Source organism: Vallitalea maricola (assembly GCF_036985595.1).
Lineage (GTDB): Bacteria > Bacillota > Clostridia > Lachnospirales > Vallitaleaceae > Vallitalea > Vallitalea maricola.
Genome location: NZ_BTPU01000009.1, coordinates 121,638 through 140,339, shown reverse-complemented (window position 1 = coordinate 140,339; position 18,702 = coordinate 121,638). Strand labels below are relative to the sequence as shown.

Sequence of the window (18,702 nt, the reverse complement as noted above, 5' to 3'; positions counted from 1 at the left end):
GATATTGAGGTGATTAGTATGATTATTGAGGCTGATTACATTATATTAGGTGCTGGTATGTATGGGTTATATGCCAGCAAAGATTTAGTTGATAAAGGAAATAAAGTAGTCATATTAGAACATGATTGTAATAGTTTTCAAAGAGCATCCTATATTAATCAAGCTAGAGTACATAGAGGATATCATTATCCAAGAAGTTATGCTACAGCTATAAAATCAGCTGATTATTTTAAAAGGTTTTATATGGACTTTGAATTTGCAATCAACAATAGATATAAGAGCATATATGGAATTGCGGAAAATTATTCGTTAACGTCGGCTAAGCAATTCAAAAGTTTTTGCAAAAAGGCAGATATACCATGTACAGAAGTTTATACTAACCAATATTTTAAGAAAAACTTGGTTGAACAAGCTTTTTTAACAGAAGAATATGCTTTAGATGCAGGAATAATCAATAAATGGTTCATGGAAAAATTGAAAGAGAACAAGAAGTGGGAGATTCGTTATGACATAAGAATAAGAGAGGTATTAATTAAAGGTAACAAATATGTTATTAAGACAGAAGATGGAAATATGTTTATGGCATCTACGGTCATTAATACTACTTATGCAGGTGTAAATCAGATACTTAGACAATTTCAAGCACCACTTTTTAAAATCAGATACGAGATAAGTGAAATCATCATATGCAAGATAAAAGAGAATTATAGTGAACTAGGGTTAACATTGATGGATGGACCATTTTTCTCTATAATGCCTTTTGGCAATGGTAATCATCATTCTCTTACATCTGTGACTTTCACACATCATAAAACATGCAATGAAATATTGCCCAACTTTCCCTGTCAGGAAAGAAACAAAAAATGTACGTTATACAATCTAGAGAATTGTAATTTATGTGATGAGAGACCAAAGACTTTTTTTTATAGCATGAAACAGTTGGCTAATAAATATCTTGCTATGGATATGAACATTACTTATATAAAATCATTATTTGCTATAAAACCATTATTGGATGTTTCAGAGATGGATGATTCCAGACCTACTGTAATAAAAGTATGGGGGAAAGAACCAAGATTGATTACGGTTCTATCAGGTAAAATTAATACAGTGTATGATTTGGAGAAGGTGATTGGATGAAAGCACAAGGATATTTTTCTGTTGTAATTTATGAAGATAAATGTATGAATGAATTGATTAAGCAGATATATTATGTAGATGAATGTCTAGATAGATTTGTTATGAATTATGAAATTATAGTTGTATTAAAAGCTGATTTTGATGACAATATGTACAGTAATCTAAGTGAGTTAAATGAACGTATTAAGGGTAATGTCATATTGGTGAGCTTGAGTTATAGTCATAATACTGAGAGTGCCATAATGGCTGGAGTTGACATCAGTATTGGAGATTATATATATGAGATTGATAGAGGGAGTAATCCATCAACTTATGAAAGTATAGAAAATATGTATATTGAGCTGACTAAACAAAAATGTGATATCGCTTTTTTAAGACCAAAGAATATTGGATTAATTAATAGAGTGATAATGAAAATATTAAATAGAAAAGGTAAGGGGAATATTGTTCTAGGCAAGAATCTTGTAAGACTGGTTACTAGAAGAAGTTTGAATGCGGTAGATATTCAATATGAGAGAGATAATACGAGAAACTTAATGTTTCAGCAATGTGGGTTGAAATATACTAATATCTACTGTGAAACAAGCAAGCAGGTTGATAGTAATTTCAATAAGGAATTATCTTATTTAGTTAGATTCAAGAATCTAGGATGTAAGGCATCATTTGTTTTGGGGTGCATATATTTATTAATTTTTCTTGGGGTAATAATATTTGGAGATATGCAAAAAGAATCTTTTGTGCCGTTGTTTTTACTGAGCTTTTCTATATTACTTGCACTCATTGGTATTTTGATTAATCATTTATTATTGTTGTATAGAGAGGTAAAAGGAGCTAAATATTATATTGTACAGGAAGTAAGAAGGTTAAAATAGAGGAAGGATTATCTTAACTCAATAAAAAGTTTGTCCAGTATTATATTTAGTACAAAGGACAAACTTTTTAGCTCTTCATTGTAAATCTATTCAACTTTAACTTCTTTATCAAGATAAGGGTATTTACCTCTTTTGATATATGTTGTATGAAGATATTTTTTTGAAGTATTAGATAGAGGTTCACCCAAGAATTCATCATATATTTGCTTCATAACAGGGTTTTCATAGGATTTTCTGATCTTACTGTCTTTATCAATGTTATAAAGAGTGTCGGCACGATTATGTCTGTAATCCAGAGATATCTTCTTATGGTCTTTACCACCTAAGATAGGTTGACCGCCGCCGCCGACGCAGCCTCCGGGACAAGCCATTACTTCCATATAATCAAAAGGTTTTTCACCGCTCAGATGTCTTGTCAATGCTTTTTTAGCGTTGCCTGTACCATGTGCTATTGCAATTCTAAGAGTAGTATCTCCAAAGGTTACTTTACCATATTTTAACCCTTTTTGACCTCTTGCTTCTTCATATTCAGGAACACCTATTTCTTCTCCTGTAATGAAATAATGAGCAGTTCTTACTGCGGCTTCTAATACTCCGCCGGTAGCACCGAAAATAGTACCTGCACTACTGAATTGGTTAAAAGGTTCATCATATCCGCTATCAGGTAGGCTGCCAAAATGTATCCCTACTGATCTTATCATTCTGGATAATTCTCTAGTTGTCAATACATAATCAACATTTCTGTATCCATCTGATGTCATCTCTGGGCGTGCAGCTTCAAATTTTTTGGCAGTGCAAGGCATTATAGCTACATTGACTATGCTATCAGGGTCAATGTTATATTTTTTAGCATACCAAGTCTTGGTAAGGGCTCCACACATTTCATGAGGAGATTTACAGGTTGACAGGTTATGAAGCATATCAGGATAGAAATGTTCTGCAAATTTAACCCAAGCAGGACAACAAGAGGATAGGAGAGGTAGTTTTTCAGGATGTTCGGTGACTCTTTCCTTTAATTCACTTGCTTCTTCCATGATAGTAAGGTCTGCTGTAACATCAGTAGCAAAGACTTTATCAAAACCTAATCTTCTGAGTGCTGTGACCAGTTTTCCTCTAACCATAGTACCTACAGGCATATTGAAATCTTCTCCTATTGTAACTTGAATAGAAGGAGCTGTTTGAGCTATAACATGTTTAGTTGGGTCATTTAGAACTTTCCATACATCGTCAATATCTTCTCTGGCTGTTAGAGAACCTGTAGGACAAGCAATAATACATTGACCACAGGTGATGCAAGTAACTTCACTGAGATCTTTTTTGAAACTAGGTGCAATAACAGTATTAAGCCCACGATTTAATGGAGAGTAAACATTACATTCTTGTATTTTATTACATATAGCCATACATCTTCTACAATTAATGCATTTATTATAATCTCTTTGAATAAAAACGTTATCGTTATGGAAACCGTAATCAGGCATCTCACCAGTATAAGGGATGTTTCTGATACCTAAGCTGTCTGCAACATTCTGTAATTCACAATTTAGGTTTCTTATACATGTCAAACATTCTCTATGGTGATTGGATAATAGCAAAGTTATGGCAGTCTTTCTTGCATCTCTAACTTTTTTTGTATTGGTTTTAACCTTTAGGCCATCTCTTACAGGATATACACAAGAAGGCTGTAGTGCCCTGATACCTTCTATTTCTACAACGCATACACGACAGGCTCCTATTTCATTTATATCTTTTAAATAGCACAAACTAGGAATTTCAATATTGACTAGTCTTGCAGCTTCTAGGACAGACATTCCCATTGGGACTTTATAAGGGTTTCCATCAAAATATATAGTAACAAGTTTTTCTTTCAATTCTTGTTCATCTTTTTCTCGTATATTTTCCACTTTTTTAGCTCCTTTCTGGGTTATCGTTTATAAATGGCATCAACAGGACATTTTGGTATACAAGCTCCACATTTGATACAAATATCTTGATGTATATGGTAAGGAGGCTTCTTACGTTCACCTGTTATGGCATCTACAGGACAGACTTTTGCACATATTCCACAAGCAATACATTTGTCATCAGAAATCACTACTCTAAGAAGGGAATTACAAACGCCTGAAGGACAGCTTTTTTCTTTTATATGAGCAATATATTCGTGTTCAAAATATTTGAGTGAACTCAGTATTGGGTTAGGGGCAGTTTGTCCAAGTCCGCACAAGGAGCTATTCTGTATATTGACGCTTAAGTCTTTTAATATATCAATATCTTCCATACTCCCTTTACCTTCTGTTATCCGTTCTAATATCTCAAGAAGTCTTTTAGTTCCTATTCTACAGGGTACACATTTTCCACAGGATTCATCAGTAGCAAATTCCAGATAGAATCTAGCTATATCTACCATACAATCTGATTCATCCATAACAATCATTCCACCAGAACCCATCATTGAGCCTATATCCGTTAAAGATTTAAAATCTATTTTAGTATCAAGATGGGATTTGGGGATACATCCTCCAGATGGACCTCCTGTCTGTACTGCTTTGAATTTCTTGCCACCAGGGATACCACCACCAATATCATAAACAATAGTTCTTAATGTGGTTCCCATGGGTACTTCAATAAGACCTGTATTATTGATCTGACCTGCAAGTGCAAATACCTTAGTTCCTTTACTATCTTCTGTTCCAATACTGCTGTACCAATCAGCGCCTTTTAACAGGATTATTGGTATATTGGCATAAGTTTCTACGTTATTGTTAAGGGTGGGATATTCCCACAATCCGACTTCTGCTGGAAATGGAGGTCTTGGTCTAGGTTCGCCTCTAAATCCCATAATAGAAGATATAAGAGCAGTTTCTTCACCACATACAAAAGCTCCTGCACCTAATCTAATATCAAGGTCAAATTGAAAGCTGGTGCCTAATATATTATCACCTAATAGACCAACTTCTTTTGCTTGTTCAAGGGCTATTGATAGTCGTTCTACAGCAATGGGATATTCAGCTCTGACATAAATAAAACCTTGGTTAGCTCCGATGCAGTAACCAGCTACTAACATAGCTTCTATAATACTATGGGGGTCACCTTCAAGGATTGAACGATCCATGAATGCACCAGGGTCACCTTCGTCAGCATTGCAAACAACATACTTTTTATCATTTTTGTAGGCACGAGAAAATTCCCACTTTTTACCTGTTGGGAAGCCGCCGCCGCCTCTGCCTCTAAGCCCAGATTTCTTAACAGTTTCAATAATTTTATCAGGGTCAGATTTATTATTCAGAATGTCCCCTATGGCTTTATAACCATTCATTGCAATATATTCATAGATGTTTTCGGGGTCGATGATACCGCAGTTACGCAGAGCTATTCTCTGTTGATGATTGAAGAAATCCAGGTCATCAATTCTTTCTTGTACTTTATCTGTAGAAGGATTCTTATATAATAGCCTTTCAACTACCTTATTATTTTCTATATGTTCTTCTAAAATATTATCTACGTCTTCTGGTCTTACACGGCAATAGAAAGTACGGTCAGGGTGTACTACTATGATTGGACCAAGTTTACAGAAACCGAAACATCCTGTTTTAAATACTTTTACTTTATCTCCTAAGTGACGTTTCTTAACTTCTCTTTCCAATTTTTTTAATATCACCTGACTGTCTGAGGATGTACAACCAGTACCAGAGCATACTAATATATGATGTTTATTAATTTCTTTTTCAACTGAGGTATCTTTTAGTCTAATAGAAAGTTTTTCATATTGTTCTTTTTGAAGTTCTTCAAGTTCTGAAATTGAACCAATAGGTTTGAAGTCCATAAGCTCATCTCCTTTATGAGTTTTTTGTGTATTTATGGATTATTGAAGGTATATCTGAGGGAGATAGACGCCCATATACATCATCATTGATGGTTATTACTGGAGCTAGTCCACATGCACCGATACATCTAGTCGCTTTTAATGTGAACATTTTATTGTGTGTTGTTTCACCAACATCCAAGCCTAATTCTTCTTTGATTGCTTCTAAGATATCAGAGGCACCTTTTACATAGCATGCTGTACCTAGGCAGACACCTATAGTATATTTTCCAGTTGGTTCTTGTGAGAAAAGGGAATAGAAGCTGACAACTCCATTAATAGTAGATATGGGAATATCCATTTTTTCTGATATATATGATTGGACCTTGATAGGAAGGTATCCAAAGATGTCTTGAGCTTTTTTTAAAATATAAATCAACATACCATTTTTAGCTTTATATTTTAAAATAATCTCATCAAGTTTTTGATAATTTTCTATTTCATTTTTATCAATTGTTATTTCCATTAATCTGCCTCCTTGATATATTTTGAATTATTTCACAAAATTATTATTTATCTTAATGTTAGGCTATACAAATAAATGGAATTCTATTCTTGTTTTGAAATGATATTATGCTTGTATATAATTTAACCATTCTTACTTTTTGTGAAAAATAAGTAACTTATAGGACTAAATTCTTATAGTAATATTTGGAACATATGTATTATTATGACATTAATTTGTAATATTACTACCTTAATAATAAATTGCAATTATTTTGTTAAAGCTTGATTTATAGGTATATAACTAACTTTTTAATGAAATAAATTGTTTATAATAGGATATTAACTTTACATATAATAGTAATATTAAATTCACAATTTGGACATATTTATATGATAGGATAATTATGTAGAAACTACCCCCCCTTTTATTTATATATAAAAACTTTTAACCTATCCGCTGGGATAGGTTTTTTTTGTATTTGATTAATTGACAAATCTTAAAACATAAACCATAATAATTATAAAATGATTAACAGGTCATTCTTACTTTTTATATTATATTCAATATAGATTTTAACAATATTTAAGGAGCATATTTATGAGATTAAGAAATGTTAAAGGTTCAGATAAAAAAGTATCAGAGCATTCAAGAATAATAGAGAATGAAAAGGATTATAAAGGAAAATGGAATGAAAAATTTGGGAATGACAATCCTATACATATAGAAATTGGTATGGGTAAAGGAAAATTTATCACAACCTTAGCTAAGAATAACCCTAATATCAATTATATTGGGTTTGAGAAATTTACGAAAGTATTAGTAAGAGCTCTTGATAATCTAGAAGACGAAGAGCTTGATAATGTATATGCAATAAGAATGGATGTTGAACAAATACTTGATGTGTTTGAAGAGGGAGAAATAGAAAGGATTTATCTTAATTTTTCTGATCCATGGCCGAAAGATAGACATGCCAAAAGGAGACTTACACACCATGATTTTTTGGAAAGATATGAAAAAGTCTTATCACCTAATGGCAGAATATGTTTCAAGACAGATAACAAAAACCTATTCGAATTCTCTCTAGAAGAGATTGAAAAATATGGTTGGAAAACAGAAAAAGTCACTAGGCATTTGCATAACAGTGATTATGTTGAAGGTAATACCATGACTGAATATGAAGAAAAATTTGTTAGTCTTGGTCTGCCTATTTGTAGGTTGGAGGCATTTAAGGAAAAGCATATTTAATTTATATTATATTCCCATAAAGGATAATTAGTACTTAATGTATCAAAACTTATGAGCAAGTAGAAAACAAATAATCCAAATAAAAATTTTTATATGAATTATTTTAGATATGATTCTATCTGTTTAGCGACTTGCTCATTCCATTCTGGGTAATTAAGGATATTATCTATAGTTTCATTCATTTGTTTTGCTTTATAACCATTTTTTTTAACTTCGGTTAGTTGATTTAATACATAATTTAATTCTACCCCAACTTGGTTCATTAATTTTTTACCTTCCACAGAATCAATGTCTATATATCCAACAAAATCATATTCTTCAGTAAATATTTTTCCAATGATGTATATCTGAGGATTTACATTCAATGCTTTAATTTGCTTTATTGTACTGTTTTCCAACATACCAAGTGCGGCTTGAATTTTAGCTTTTTCTTCAATATTCATATCTCTTTTATTACGAATAGGGATTTCAAATTGATAACTTATGTAGTCTAAACTTAATATAAGACTATCAATGTTTAATTTATATAGTTCAGTATTTTTTCTATATGATTTATTAAGATTAAAGGTCACAAATAATAAGAGAATCATTAAAAATATAGTAAAAAATTTAACGAAATTTTTTTTCATATTATACCTTCTTTCGCTTATAATTAAGCTTCATACGAGAAAATATTTCTCGTATGAAGTATACACTATTCCATATCAAATGTAACAGTGTATTCATTAGTTGTTATAGTTTCAGTTTCAGTTTCATCTAAAGGAAAACCAACTAAATACTTAAATCTGGCTTTTAAATAATTTTGTCCGCTTAAAGGTTTTGTGTTAGATATAATCCAACGTTGACCAATAAAATGATTACCGCCTCTAATTATATCATCCCAATCTGTGACTACGCCAGCTTGTCTAGTATCGTCAAATAAGTTATCATGTTTGTTAATATCTAGAGCAGCTTTACTTGATTCATATGAAAAAGTAATTGTAATCATATTTTTTAGATTCATTGATGTATTAAATGAAATTTTAGCATTTATTTTAGCATTTCTATAAATTAAACCATCAACACAAACTGCTTCAATTACTTGATAAGGTGATGTCGCTATGTCTATTCCACATCTTCTTAATTCAATTGCAGATCCATTTTCATCGTTAAGAGAAGGTATATCATAACATCTTGTCCACTCTCTCGCAACAAGAATTTTAGTATAAAATGCTTTTTCATTATCACCATTAAAACTTGAAGGATATCGTATTTGTCTATGTACTTCCATATTATGGTAAACAGTAGCACCACCAATATTATATTTTAGCGTATGGATTGCTGGATTATTTCTTTCTTTGGTGTATGCTGATGATTTTAAAGTAAATGTATTGTCAGCAATTTCTTTTTGGGAAACTTCAGGTTTAATAACTCTAGTATACCAATATTGTAAATTATCATCTTGCTTTAAATCAGTATATAGAAGTTTATTTAATTCTTGTATTTGCAAATTAAATATTTCTAATATTAGTATTTTTTTATTATGTTTATTTTGTAAATAAACCTTTAATATATTTTTAGATTTATTTTTATACTCATCATGATATATTATTCCATTTGATGGATTATCTTGATACGAGATATTTATTATATTAAAATCTCCTTGGTTTTTGTCAGGCGTAAAATATACAATATTATTTTTATTAGAAGCTTTTTTGGGCGTAGCAATAATATTAAAAATTTCACCTGATTGTAGTGAACCTATTAAATATAACTTTTTGTTTGACAAGTTGAGCTGATTGATTGATATTTTTACTCGGTCATGACCATTTGTAGTTTCGTTGTTTTGTATCGAATTAGTATCACAAATTGTTGCTACTGCATTGTAATTTGTTCCCGATGAAGGTTGAGCAAAAACATAGGTTGGTACAGATAGTAGAGTTAATACTAAAATTATTGATAAGAATTTTTTCATTGTTAATTCATTCCTTTCTATATTATACAGGTGTTACTAAATTGGTGTAAAATTTAATACAATAGGTACTTTTGTATCTAAAATTAAAATTACAGAAAATAGTAAATAATAATAAAATATTAATAATATGCATATTACAAATAAAATAGTAGCACATAAAAGTATGTTAGTCAATGTTAATCAAATATTAACATTAATGTTGAATTTGTTGTATAAAAAATATAGCATGATATAAGATAAAAAAGCATAATATAACTAGATGATTAAAAATATATAATTAAGAATAATTTTAAATATAAAATCAAAAAGCTTTAGTAAACAGCTATATTAGAGTATAATATAGCTAGCAAGTAGATTTGTTAAAAATTTGAAAGGAATGTTATTCAGGATGAAAAGTAAAATCAAGATTAAAAAAGATGAAAAATTAGGTAGAACATTTATTGATTTCTTCAAATTAAAAGATAAGTATAAGAAAGATTTCAGGTTTGATGTATTAAATACGTTGATAAAAGATCAACAGCTATTTGTTACGATTAATACGAATCTATGTTGTGCAGTAGATAATAGTGTACCAATGGACAACATAAAAATAATTGAAAAATATATTAAGGATAAGGGGTTCAGTAACGTTGTAGTACCTATAGAAAATACTAACAAAAAATCTGTTTTTGGAGTAATGCTAGGTGCCAAGAATAAGAATTCATCTTATAAACTAGGTTTCATACTGCCCCAAAATAACTTTGATAGAGAATTGTTTGATAAGTTATTCAACATCTATGATATGGAAATTGGTGTAGGATTAGTGAAAGATGAAGAGGAAACTTTAGAAGATTTTAGAAAAGGTTACTTTGATACACTTTTCAATAATGAATATTTAGAGAACAATATATTTGTAGGTATTATGTTTGATAAGATAATAACTGACTTGGAAGTAGATGAAGATGAGATTAATAATTTAGTGAAAATATAAAAAATATGTATATTTTGCAGTATTTCACATACCTTTAATATGAGAAAACTAATATAAGAATACCTTAAAAAAGAGGGTGAACTCATGTTAGAGGATGGCAATAGCAGGTCAACGTTCATAGGTAAAATAATAGAAATAAAAAATGATGACGAATTTGTTGTTGAAACTTTAGATAAGAAAAATTATATTATTGTAGATATAACAGAAGAAGTTATGTTTGAAGATGGAGTGTCTAAAGATTTTTTAATAGGTAATATAGTTATGTTTGAAACAATCAAGTCTTTTAGGGTTACTGATTATCCCCTGCAGCATAATGTAATAAAGATCATCGCTAATGATAAAGATGAAATTATATCTGTAGATAGCAGAGAAACATTAAGTGGATATCTGGGGGTATTCCCAGATGTAGTTCTAGATATAGATAATAGGGAAACAACGGTTAAGGAAAAAAATATTGTTGCTATTATATTGCAAGAAACAGATGCAAGCTATGAATATGAAAAGGAAACCGAATCGGTAATATTAATCAGTGAATCAAAACAACAACAAGAACAATATATAGAGCACTACTGGGCATTTGCAGCAGTAGACAAGGGTGTAAGTGAAATCGCCTTTAATGTATTGGATAGTGAAAAAACCGATGATGAAAAGATTAATTTTATAATTAACATTAAGTAGTAAACAGAATAATTAATAGGAAAAAGTCCCTTAACTACCAAATTCTCATATAATATTATAGAATAATATTTTATATTATTAAAGGATCAGTACTTTAATAATACAGGAGAATGTATGAAGTTTTCTGATAAAGTCAAATATAGGTATCTGCAACAAAGTTATGGGAAGAAGAACAAGAAAAAGCAGCAGTTCAATATTACGAAAAGTCTAGATGATATGGAAAATTATCTGGAAAAATTATTAGGAAAATATACTAAGAAGAAATAAATCAATTGGGGATGTAGGGTAATACATTTTTGAACATTATAAAATGTATTACCCTACATCCCCGTCTTATTGTAATAAGTATGTAATTCATTGTGAATTAATACATTCCATTAACTTCTAAAGTACGAGAATCTCTTTTATAATTACATGAGCAATAAAAATAATTATTGATGAAATTAGATAAACATCAAATATTTTATCTTTATTTTTTATAGGTTCTATTTCTTCAGCAGGGGCTTTAACAAACAGGTATTCCTTTTTATTATGTTTAACAGCTGCATAAAACAATAGAAATACTAGTGGTAATGTAATAAAAGTAAGTACAAGTGGTATAGGCAATAAAGAAATAATTGCATCCTTACTTACTGCTTCTTGTGCAATCAAGTCATAATCAATTGAGTTTCCAAATATCTCTTGCAGGAATAATGCTAATTTGGCAATAACCATTTGTAAACCATTAATCAAAAAGTGTATGAGCATACTAGAAAATATAGAGCCTGTTATCTTGACTAGTATGAATAATATTGTACCCATGACAAATGCATAAGAAAATTGATTTGCATTCATATGAAGCATACCAAAGGATAGACCACTTACTAGAGCTGCTTTAAAAATATTCACGTTTTTATAATTGGTTAGAAGTATTCCTCTAGTAACTATTTCTTCATTGATTGCAGGTAGTACTGCAACTAATATAAGTAGCAGCCATAATGGAAATTCTGCTAATGTAAAAATAGTGCCTGATATCTTATTTTCAAAAAATATTTGTGATACTAGATTAATAAGACTTAATAGAGGTTGTATCAATAATCCAATTCCTATCGCTAATAGAACATTTATGATATCAAGTTTATTGAACAATAATGTTTTTTTAACAGGTTGTCTTGTAATCATGAAGTATAGAATAACTGGAATTACAATGAAACCAAGCTGAGGTATTAATATAGCACTAACAGAAGTCAGCTTAAAATTTAAATGCAATGCTAGATATCCAATGATTTCAGGAACCAGTGTCATTATTAGTATAAGTATCAATATGAATTTATTACCACGTTTTGCAGAGTTCATAGCTATCGACCCTTTCTATATAAATATTGTTTTAATATCTTATTTTTACCATTTCAATTATTAGAAATATAAAGTATACTAATTGCTGAGTTGAACTTCAGTTAAAAATAGACCTTAACCTAATATAGCATATGAAAAAAATATATTCAACTTTTTTCAAATAATACCAACTTTTTATATATTTCAAACGTCTTATCAATGTAAGGAGGTAAAAAAAACTAATGTCGACATTTAACAATTATAATTACAACAAGCTTGTTGAGTTTATTAAGATTCATCAAGAAGATTTCTATAGATTAGCTTACAGCCATGTACATAATAGAGAATCGGCACTTGACATTGTCCAAGATTCTATTTACAAGGGCCTTACATCCGTACATAAATTAAAAAATATTAATAAATTAAAAACATGGATGTTTTCTATAATAGTCAACACATCCATAAGTTACTTAAGAAAGAACAAGAGACTTATTATAACAAATGATTTCCCCGAATCAATTGAGAGAGAGAATATTGATATTGCCGATAAAATAGATCTCTATCATGCCATTGAAAAACTTGATATCAAATATAGGACCATAATTGTATTACGGTTTTTTGAGGATATGAAGATTGAGGAGGTTGCTGATATAACAGGTTTAAATATTAATACTGTTAAATCAAGATTATATAATGGAATAGATAAACTCAAGGTAATATTAGATAAGTGAGGTGCCAACTAATGGAGGATAAATTAAATAATATCAAACGAGAGTATAAGAATATAATTATTCCAGAGGAGTTAGATCATATGGTTGATAAAACAATCCAAAAAGCTGATAAAGAGGTAAGAAAGAGAAAAATTAGATTCGGCAGAGGATTAAAAGTGGCAGTTGCCGCTCTTGCAGTATGTAGTATGTTTGTACTTGCAATTAATACAAATGAATCTTTGGCTAAGTCAATAGCCAATGTACCTGTTTTAGGTAAAGTTGCAGAGGTATTGACTTTTGTAGATTATGAACGTGAAACTGATACCATAACAGAAGATGTGACAATACCAGAAGTAGATGGTCTTAACGACAAAGAAATACAAGATAAGATTAATAAAGAAATACAAGCTAAGATGGATGAACAAATCAAGGAAGCTGAAATAAGAGCAGAAGAATATAAAGAGGCATATTTTGCAACAGGCGGTACAAAAGAGAATTACCATCCAATTGAATTCAAACTTGATTATGAGAAAAAATACTCTGATGATTCCATTTTATCATTTATAATTTATCATCATGAAACTTTAGCGGCAGCTTATGCTGAAATATATTACTATAACATTGATTTGAATACCAATGAAGAACTTACATTAGAAGATATTCTTGGTGAGGATTACATTAATAGAGCCAATGAAAGCATTAGGAAACAGATTGAAGAATTGAAAGCTAATCCTAGTGAAGATCGTCATTATGGATTCTTTGATGGAGAAGCAGGATTTACAAGTATTAGTGAAGACCAAGGTTTCTATATCAACAGTGATAAACAAGTAGTTGTTGTATTCAAGAAATATGAAATCGCAGATGGTGCAACTGATTCACTAGAATTTATAATAGAATAATTAATTAAATAAAACATATATAAATTAGATGATTTCTGTATTGTGCAGGAGTCATCTTTTTTATAATAACCAAATTATTGAAATTAATGGTATAAAGTGGTATATTTAAATTGATATATACACATTATATATTATAGCTGAATAAATATTATAAAAGTATTCTAGATTTAACTTAGATATAATATTATATTAAATAATATTGGAGTCTTTGCATATGATAGAACAAGAGATACTGTTATTTATCAACTACTGACTAGCTAAGGGTATCTTGGAACATTAAGATATAAAATAGCAGTAATGATAAAGTAATTTAATAGGATTGATTTATTCAGGGATAATAAATAATAAAATAATATCAAAAAATTAAAAAATGTATTGACATATATCACTATATTAGAATATAATGATATTATAATAAATACAAATATAATTTAATAAGGAGGTTTTATTTATGGCACTAGCATTTACAGATCTTAATTTTGAAACAGAGGTTCTTAACTCAGATATACCAGTATTAGTTGACTTTTACGCAGATTGGTGTGGACCATGTAAGATGATGGCACCTGTTATAGATGAATTGGCAAAAAAATATGAAGGAAAAGCTAAAATAGGAAAATTAAATGTTGATCAAAATGGTGAAACAGCTCAAAAATACAGAGTAATGAGTATCCCTACAATGTTGTTAATCAAAAATGGGCAAGTTGTAGATACCGTAGTGGGAGCAGTTCCAAAACAACAATTGGAATCAAAAATTGAATCAGCTATGTAGAGTAACATAAGAAAGTCTATTTATCATATAACGATAAATAGGCTTTATTTTTTTATAAAAAATAGTAAATGTGAATTTTTTATGGTGTAAAATATACGAGCCAAAATAGTACAAGTAATAGCAAGATAGACTAATTTAAAATACAATAAAAAAATGTATAATTAGACAAGAGTGTTTATATATTTTTTTATCTACTTAAGTCTTACTTAATATTTTTCTACTTATATCTATATCTAATCATTTATATATTACCCAATGAATAACTAAAATTAATGGAGGTGGTTACCACATTCAGAAGTGAAGCATAAATCTATAATTATGTATTAGGAGGAGGAAAATGTTTTTAAAAAGATATTTCAAGACTTATTTTTCAATATTATTATGCATTACTTTAATCTTGGCAGTTTCAATTATACCTTCAAGTGCAGCAGGGACAGGGGTTCCTGTAAAACCGTCATTAAGCCATAATCAATGGTCAGGAGATATTGACGGTGATTATGATTTGACTTGGAACATATGGTATGGAAACAATGGGACAAGTTGGAAGCTATTCGAGAAGATTGGGGCAGGCAATTATCAAGAAATACATAGTGGTACTTTAATTGATGATACACCTAATCCTCAAAGTGAGACCTTTCAAGTAAGAGGAAGAACAATAGAAGGGACATATAAATATTACATTGAGATTACTAATTCTTTTGGAACTACAGCCAGTGACGAGATTTCTGTTGTAGTGGGTAATGCAACTGGTAACATAATAATAAACGGTATAGATACCCAAAAAGTGGTCTATCAGTTTACTCAAGCTAAAGGAATGAATGATTATACTCTAAGTTTTAATGGGGCCTCTAATCCTGTTTTTACTGTTATTACTAATAATAGTTCAGTAGTTGATTGTTCAATAGTAAATAATAATACTCTTAAGATTAATGGTAAAAAAGCTGGACGAGCTTCTATTAAACTAAAAGAAAGTAATACAGGAGAAGAAAGATATGTTGGAATAAGAATCAAAAATGTAGATGGAAGTATTCCAGGTATGCCTAATTATCTTTCTATAGGCTCTGTAAGTGAGGATAAGCAGGGAGATCTTGATTTCTGGAGGGATTTCCACACTGATGACAAGAATAAGAGGATGGACATAAGATATATCTATATTAATGGTGGTCCAATAAATGGATGGCGTACTTGGACTAATGTTGATGGTGGACGTGCCAAGAACTTTATTATTGAAAGTAGAAAATTAGGTATAATCCCATTCTTTGTATATTATAATATTCCTGACAGTGGTGAAAGTTACAGTCTGGATTTAGCTCATATTCAAGATTCAACATATATGGATGCATATTATAAAGATCTAAAGTTCTTCTTGGACATATGTAAGGAGTATGCAGAAGATGATACGGTAGGTATAGTATTTGAGCCAGATTTTCTTGGTTATATGATGCAGCAATCAGGTAAACAGCCAAATGAGATAACAGCGTTAGTAAGTGCGGCATATAGTAGTGGTGTATTGACCAGTGGTGTAGACCCAGATTTTCCTAATACTGTTGAAGGGTTAGTTAAATCAGTGAACTATATTGTAAGCAAATACTATCCACAAGCTTATTATGGATGGCAATTCAATCTATGGGCTTATGATGGACATGATGTTCCTAACAATGGTATCTTACATAAAACAGAGACAATGGGAGTAACCGATGGATTGAATTTCATTAGAAGTAAAGCTCAGCTTATTACAGATTATTATGTTAGTGCAGGTGTAAAATCATATGGAGCAGATTTTGTTTCAATAGATAAATATGGACTGGATGGTGGTGGAGTGACACCTCAAGCCGCTGATGATCCAGCAGGTTCTACTTGGTTTTGGAATAGTGATATATGGAATAATTATCTTGAGTTTGTAAAAGTTATGAATACCAGTTCTAATCTTCCTGTTATATTATGGCAGATACCAGTAGGTCATATCAATACAAGTCAAGCACCTAACCCATATAATAATGGGCTTTTCCCTGACTTAAATGGGACGTCTACTAAATATGAAGACTCTGCACCAGTGTATTTCCTTGGAGATACATTCAAACCAGGTTCTACAGAACGATTTAATTATTTTAAGCTTAATGCACATAATGATAATAAAATAACTGATAATGGAACCGATACTATAACTTGGACACATCATATGGATAAAGCAAAAGAATCTGGAGTCATTTCAATACTATTTGGTGCGGGAGTCAATAGTAGTACTGATGGAGTTGGTTCACCTCCAACTGATGATTATTGGTGGATTACCATGATTCAAAGATATTTCAATAATCCCATTCCACTTAATTAATATAACAAAACGAAGAGGTTATTCAACCTCTTCGTCTATTTCCGTTTGCATATTATCAAGCACGGCTTCTTCTTGTTTCTTATGCATCTTCATTTCATATTTCTTATTAATTTGTTTATCTATAATATTCTTGATCACTGCAAAGAAAGGTACACCTAAAAACATTCCTATCAAACCAAATAATTTTCCACCAACCAATATTGCAAAGATAACCCAAAATGGACTGAGCCCTGTTGAATCTCCAAGGATTTTAGGTCCTAATATATTACCATCAAATTGTTGAAGACCTAATATTATCAAGGCAAACCATAAAGCTTGTATAGGGCTGATTATGAATACTAGTATAATTCCTGCAAAACCACCTATGAATGGGCCAAAATAAGGAATCATGTTAGTTACACCTACGAAAACACTAATCAATAGAGCATTAGGTATATGGAATAACATGGTAATTATAAAGCATAGGACACCTATAATTAATGAATCAATCAGTTTTCCAACAAAAAATTTGGAAAAAATCTGATGACTATCTTTTAATATTGCTAGTAAACTATTGGCTGTACTTTCTCTAAACAAAGCGATAATACCTTTGTTAAAACTGGCTATTGATTTCTCTTTACTGGCTAATAAGTATATAGCTATAATGAATCCTACTAAAACATTTAGAAGACCGAAAGTAAAGCTTTTTGTGAAATTCAAAAGGGAAGGTGCAATATTACTGAATACATCATAAACATTGTTTAATGCCGCAGGGATATTATTAAGGTTATCATCAATGAATTGGTTGATAGCCTTGGGATCAATAAATTCTATTGAACTATTATTAACGAAATTATTTATCTTATCAATCAACTCGGTTATCAAATCTGGTAATTTATTTATTATATCAGCTAAGCTGTTTAGAAGTTCCGGAATTATAAAAGCTAAAATGATTACGATGAAACCTAATACAGTGATATATGAAAATAATATCGCAAGAGATCTTTTGGCTTTTAGACTTTTAATACTTTTTTTCCGTATTCTTATCTTACCTATCAATTTTTCAAACCAGACTACTAACGGATTAATGAAATACGCTATCAAAAAACCGATTATAAAAGGTGATAAAGTTGATAAAGTACTTTTGAAAAAAACTTTTGTTTCTTCCCAGTTACCAATGAATTTATAAAAAATTAAGCTAACAAAAACAACTAAGATTGCATAGATACTTATAGTGGTATATCGTTTATTCCATTGAATTTTCATATTTTGCCCTCCTCAACAGATAAATCCAACGTATAAATATGAAAATGGTATGTTTCATATTTTATCGTTATATATATTAAAATTAAATATATCTTATATATAATAAAATGTTTAATTATACTATTTATAATTTCTTGAAAAGTATTTATGAAATGACTTATTCATATGAGCAGATAAAAATTAAAGTCAGTATCGTATATAACTACATAATAACAAATATTACTAGCATGTATAGTAATATTAATAAAAATTAATATAAAATTA

The 18,702-nt window shown here is 30.1% G+C and carries 17 protein-coding genes; 10 read left to right on the top strand and 7 right to left on the bottom strand.

Going from position 1 to position 18,702, the window contains the following annotated elements:
- The first annotated feature begins 18 nt into the window (after positions 1 to 18).
- Both AACQ14_RS03665 and AACQ14_RS03660 read left to right on the top strand, forming a co-directional pair.
- Complete coding sequence (locus tag AACQ14_RS03665) at positions 19 to 1,140, top strand: FAD-dependent oxidoreductase (protein ID WP_339362209.1); 1,122 nt, start codon at positions 19 to 21, stop codon at positions 1,138 to 1,140.
- On the top strand, positions 1,137 to 2,012 hold the full coding sequence (locus AACQ14_RS03660; protein WP_339362208.1) for a hypothetical protein: 876 nt from the start codon (positions 1,137 to 1,139) through the stop codon (positions 2,010 to 2,012). The genes AACQ14_RS03665 and AACQ14_RS03660 overlap by 4 nt, the downstream gene beginning before the upstream one ends.
- An 86-nt stretch (positions 2,013 to 2,098) precedes the next feature.
- Here the strand turns inward: AACQ14_RS03660 and AACQ14_RS03655 are convergent, their stop codons facing one another.
- The 3 genes from AACQ14_RS03655 to AACQ14_RS03645 form a co-directional block, all read right to left on the bottom strand.
- Positions 2,099 to 3,916 carry an NADH-dependent [FeFe] hydrogenase, group A6 gene (locus AACQ14_RS03655; RefSeq protein ID WP_339362207.1) on the bottom strand — a complete coding sequence of 606 codons (1,818 nt, stop codon included), beginning with the start codon at positions 3,914 to 3,916 and terminating at the stop codon, positions 2,099 to 2,101.
- Between the two features lie 20 nt (positions 3,917 to 3,936).
- Entirely contained in the window at positions 3,937 to 5,730 is a 1,794-nt protein-coding gene (locus AACQ14_RS03650; protein WP_339362244.1) for an NADH-quinone oxidoreductase subunit NuoF, read from the bottom strand.
- Between the two features lie 118 nt (positions 5,731 to 5,848).
- Positions 5,849 to 6,340 carry an NADH-quinone oxidoreductase subunit NuoE family protein gene (locus AACQ14_RS03645; RefSeq protein ID WP_339362206.1) on the bottom strand — a complete coding sequence of 164 codons (492 nt, stop codon included), beginning with the start codon at positions 6,338 to 6,340 and terminating at the stop codon, positions 5,849 to 5,851.
- A gap of 579 nt (positions 6,341 to 6,919) precedes the next feature.
- Here AACQ14_RS03645 and trmB point away from each other — a divergent pair.
- Positions 6,920 to 7,567, top strand: a complete 648-nt coding sequence (gene trmB, locus AACQ14_RS03640; RefSeq protein WP_339362205.1) for a tRNA (guanosine(46)-N7)-methyltransferase TrmB — start codon at positions 6,920 to 6,922, stop codon at positions 7,565 to 7,567.
- A 98-nt stretch (positions 7,568 to 7,665) separates the two neighbouring features.
- Here the strand turns inward: trmB and AACQ14_RS03635 are convergent, their stop codons facing one another.
- Both AACQ14_RS03635 and AACQ14_RS03630 read right to left on the bottom strand, forming a co-directional pair.
- Positions 7,666 to 8,196, bottom strand: coding sequence for a hypothetical protein (locus AACQ14_RS03635; protein WP_339362204.1), 531 nt, complete (start codon positions 8,194 to 8,196; stop codon positions 7,666 to 7,668).
- A gap of 65 nt (positions 8,197 to 8,261) precedes the next feature.
- On the bottom strand, positions 8,262 to 9,521 hold the full coding sequence (locus tag AACQ14_RS03630) for a hypothetical protein (RefSeq protein WP_339362203.1): 1,260 nt from the start codon (positions 9,519 to 9,521) through the stop codon (positions 8,262 to 8,264).
- 388 nt (positions 9,522 to 9,909) lie between these two features.
- Between AACQ14_RS03630 and AACQ14_RS03625 the strand changes: the two genes are divergently transcribed.
- From AACQ14_RS03625 to AACQ14_RS03615, 3 genes are all read left to right on the top strand, one after another.
- Positions 9,910 to 10,491 carry a hypothetical protein gene (locus AACQ14_RS03625; protein WP_339362202.1) on the top strand — a complete coding sequence of 194 codons (582 nt, stop codon included), beginning with the start codon at positions 9,910 to 9,912 and terminating at the stop codon, positions 10,489 to 10,491.
- 84 nt (positions 10,492 to 10,575) lie between these two features.
- Positions 10,576 to 11,169 carry a hypothetical protein gene (locus AACQ14_RS03620; protein WP_339362201.1) on the top strand — a complete coding sequence of 198 codons (594 nt, stop codon included), beginning with the start codon at positions 10,576 to 10,578 and terminating at the stop codon, positions 11,167 to 11,169.
- A gap of 114 nt (positions 11,170 to 11,283) precedes the next feature.
- Entirely contained in the window at positions 11,284 to 11,436 is a 153-nt protein-coding gene (locus tag AACQ14_RS03615) for a hypothetical protein (RefSeq protein WP_339362200.1), read from the top strand.
- 117 nt (positions 11,437 to 11,553) lie between these two features.
- Here the strand turns inward: AACQ14_RS03615 and AACQ14_RS03610 are convergent, their stop codons facing one another.
- Complete coding sequence (locus AACQ14_RS03610) at positions 11,554 to 12,504, bottom strand: CPBP family intramembrane glutamic endopeptidase (protein ID WP_339362199.1); 951 nt, start codon at positions 12,502 to 12,504, stop codon at positions 11,554 to 11,556.
- 221 nt (positions 12,505 to 12,725) lie between these two features.
- Here AACQ14_RS03610 and AACQ14_RS03605 point away from each other — a divergent pair, with 221 nt between their 5' ends.
- From AACQ14_RS03605 to AACQ14_RS03590, 4 genes are all read left to right on the top strand, one after another.
- On the top strand, positions 12,726 to 13,214 hold the full coding sequence (locus tag AACQ14_RS03605; RefSeq protein ID WP_339362198.1) for an RNA polymerase sigma factor: 489 nt from the start codon (positions 12,726 to 12,728) through the stop codon (positions 13,212 to 13,214).
- Positions 13,215 to 13,225: 11 nt separating this feature from the next.
- The gene (locus AACQ14_RS03600; protein WP_339362197.1) at positions 13,226 to 14,092 is read left to right on the top strand and encodes a DUF4163 domain-containing protein; all 867 of its coding nucleotides are present in this window, start codon (positions 13,226 to 13,228) and stop codon (positions 14,090 to 14,092) included.
- 451 nt (positions 14,093 to 14,543) lie between these two features.
- Complete coding sequence (gene trxA / locus AACQ14_RS03595; RefSeq protein ID WP_339362196.1) at positions 14,544 to 14,861, top strand: thioredoxin; 318 nt, start codon at positions 14,544 to 14,546, stop codon at positions 14,859 to 14,861.
- Positions 14,862 to 15,198: 337 nt separating this feature from the next.
- The gene (locus AACQ14_RS03590) at positions 15,199 to 17,193 is read left to right on the top strand and encodes an early set domain-containing protein (protein WP_339362195.1); all 1,995 of its coding nucleotides are present in this window, start codon (positions 15,199 to 15,201) and stop codon (positions 17,191 to 17,193) included.
- Positions 17,194 to 17,211: 18 nt separating this feature from the next.
- Here AACQ14_RS03590 and AACQ14_RS03585 read toward each other — a convergent pair whose 3' ends face one another.
- Positions 17,212 to 18,438, bottom strand: a complete 1,227-nt coding sequence (locus AACQ14_RS03585) for an AI-2E family transporter (RefSeq protein WP_339362194.1) — start codon at positions 18,436 to 18,438, stop codon at positions 17,212 to 17,214.
- Positions 18,439 to 18,702: the final 264 nt, after the last annotated feature.

Excerpts from the sequence above, each read along its gene's own strand:
- AACQ14_RS03665 (WP_339362209.1), top strand. The coding sequence starts at position 19 with ATGATTATTGAGGCTGATTACATTATATTAGGTGCTGGTATGTATGGG.
- AACQ14_RS03660 (WP_339362208.1), top strand. The coding sequence starts at position 1,137 with ATGAAAGCACAAGGATATTTTTCTGTTGTAATTTATGAAGATAAATGT.
- AACQ14_RS03645 (WP_339362206.1), bottom strand. The coding sequence starts at position 6,340 with ATGGAAATAACAATTGATAAAAATGAAATAGAAAATTATCAAAAACTT.
- trmB (WP_339362205.1), top strand. The coding sequence starts at position 6,920 with ATGAGATTAAGAAATGTTAAAGGTTCAGATAAAAAAGTATCAGAGCAT.
- AACQ14_RS03635 (WP_339362204.1), bottom strand. The coding sequence starts at position 8,196 with ATGAAAAAAAATTTCGTTAAATTTTTTACTATATTTTTAATGATTCTC.
- AACQ14_RS03630 (WP_339362203.1), bottom strand. The coding sequence starts at position 9,521 with ATGAAAAAATTCTTATCAATAATTTTAGTATTAACTCTACTATCTGTA.
- AACQ14_RS03625 (WP_339362202.1), top strand. The coding sequence starts at position 9,910 with ATGAAAAGTAAAATCAAGATTAAAAAAGATGAAAAATTAGGTAGAACA.
- AACQ14_RS03620 (WP_339362201.1), top strand. The coding sequence starts at position 10,576 with ATGTTAGAGGATGGCAATAGCAGGTCAACGTTCATAGGTAAAATAATA.
- AACQ14_RS03615 (WP_339362200.1), top strand. The coding sequence starts at position 11,284 with ATGAAGTTTTCTGATAAAGTCAAATATAGGTATCTGCAACAAAGTTAT.
- AACQ14_RS03610 (WP_339362199.1), bottom strand. The coding sequence starts at position 12,504 with ATGAACTCTGCAAAACGTGGTAATAAATTCATATTGATACTTATACTA.
- AACQ14_RS03605 (WP_339362198.1), top strand. The coding sequence starts at position 12,726 with ATGTCGACATTTAACAATTATAATTACAACAAGCTTGTTGAGTTTATT.
- AACQ14_RS03600 (WP_339362197.1), top strand. The coding sequence starts at position 13,226 with ATGGAGGATAAATTAAATAATATCAAACGAGAGTATAAGAATATAATT.
- trxA (WP_339362196.1), top strand. The coding sequence starts at position 14,544 with ATGGCACTAGCATTTACAGATCTTAATTTTGAAACAGAGGTTCTTAAC.
- AACQ14_RS03590 (WP_339362195.1), top strand. The coding sequence starts at position 15,199 with ATGTTTTTAAAAAGATATTTCAAGACTTATTTTTCAATATTATTATGC.
- AACQ14_RS03585 (WP_339362194.1), bottom strand. The coding sequence starts at position 18,438 with ATGAAAATTCAATGGAATAAACGATATACCACTATAAGTATCTATGCA.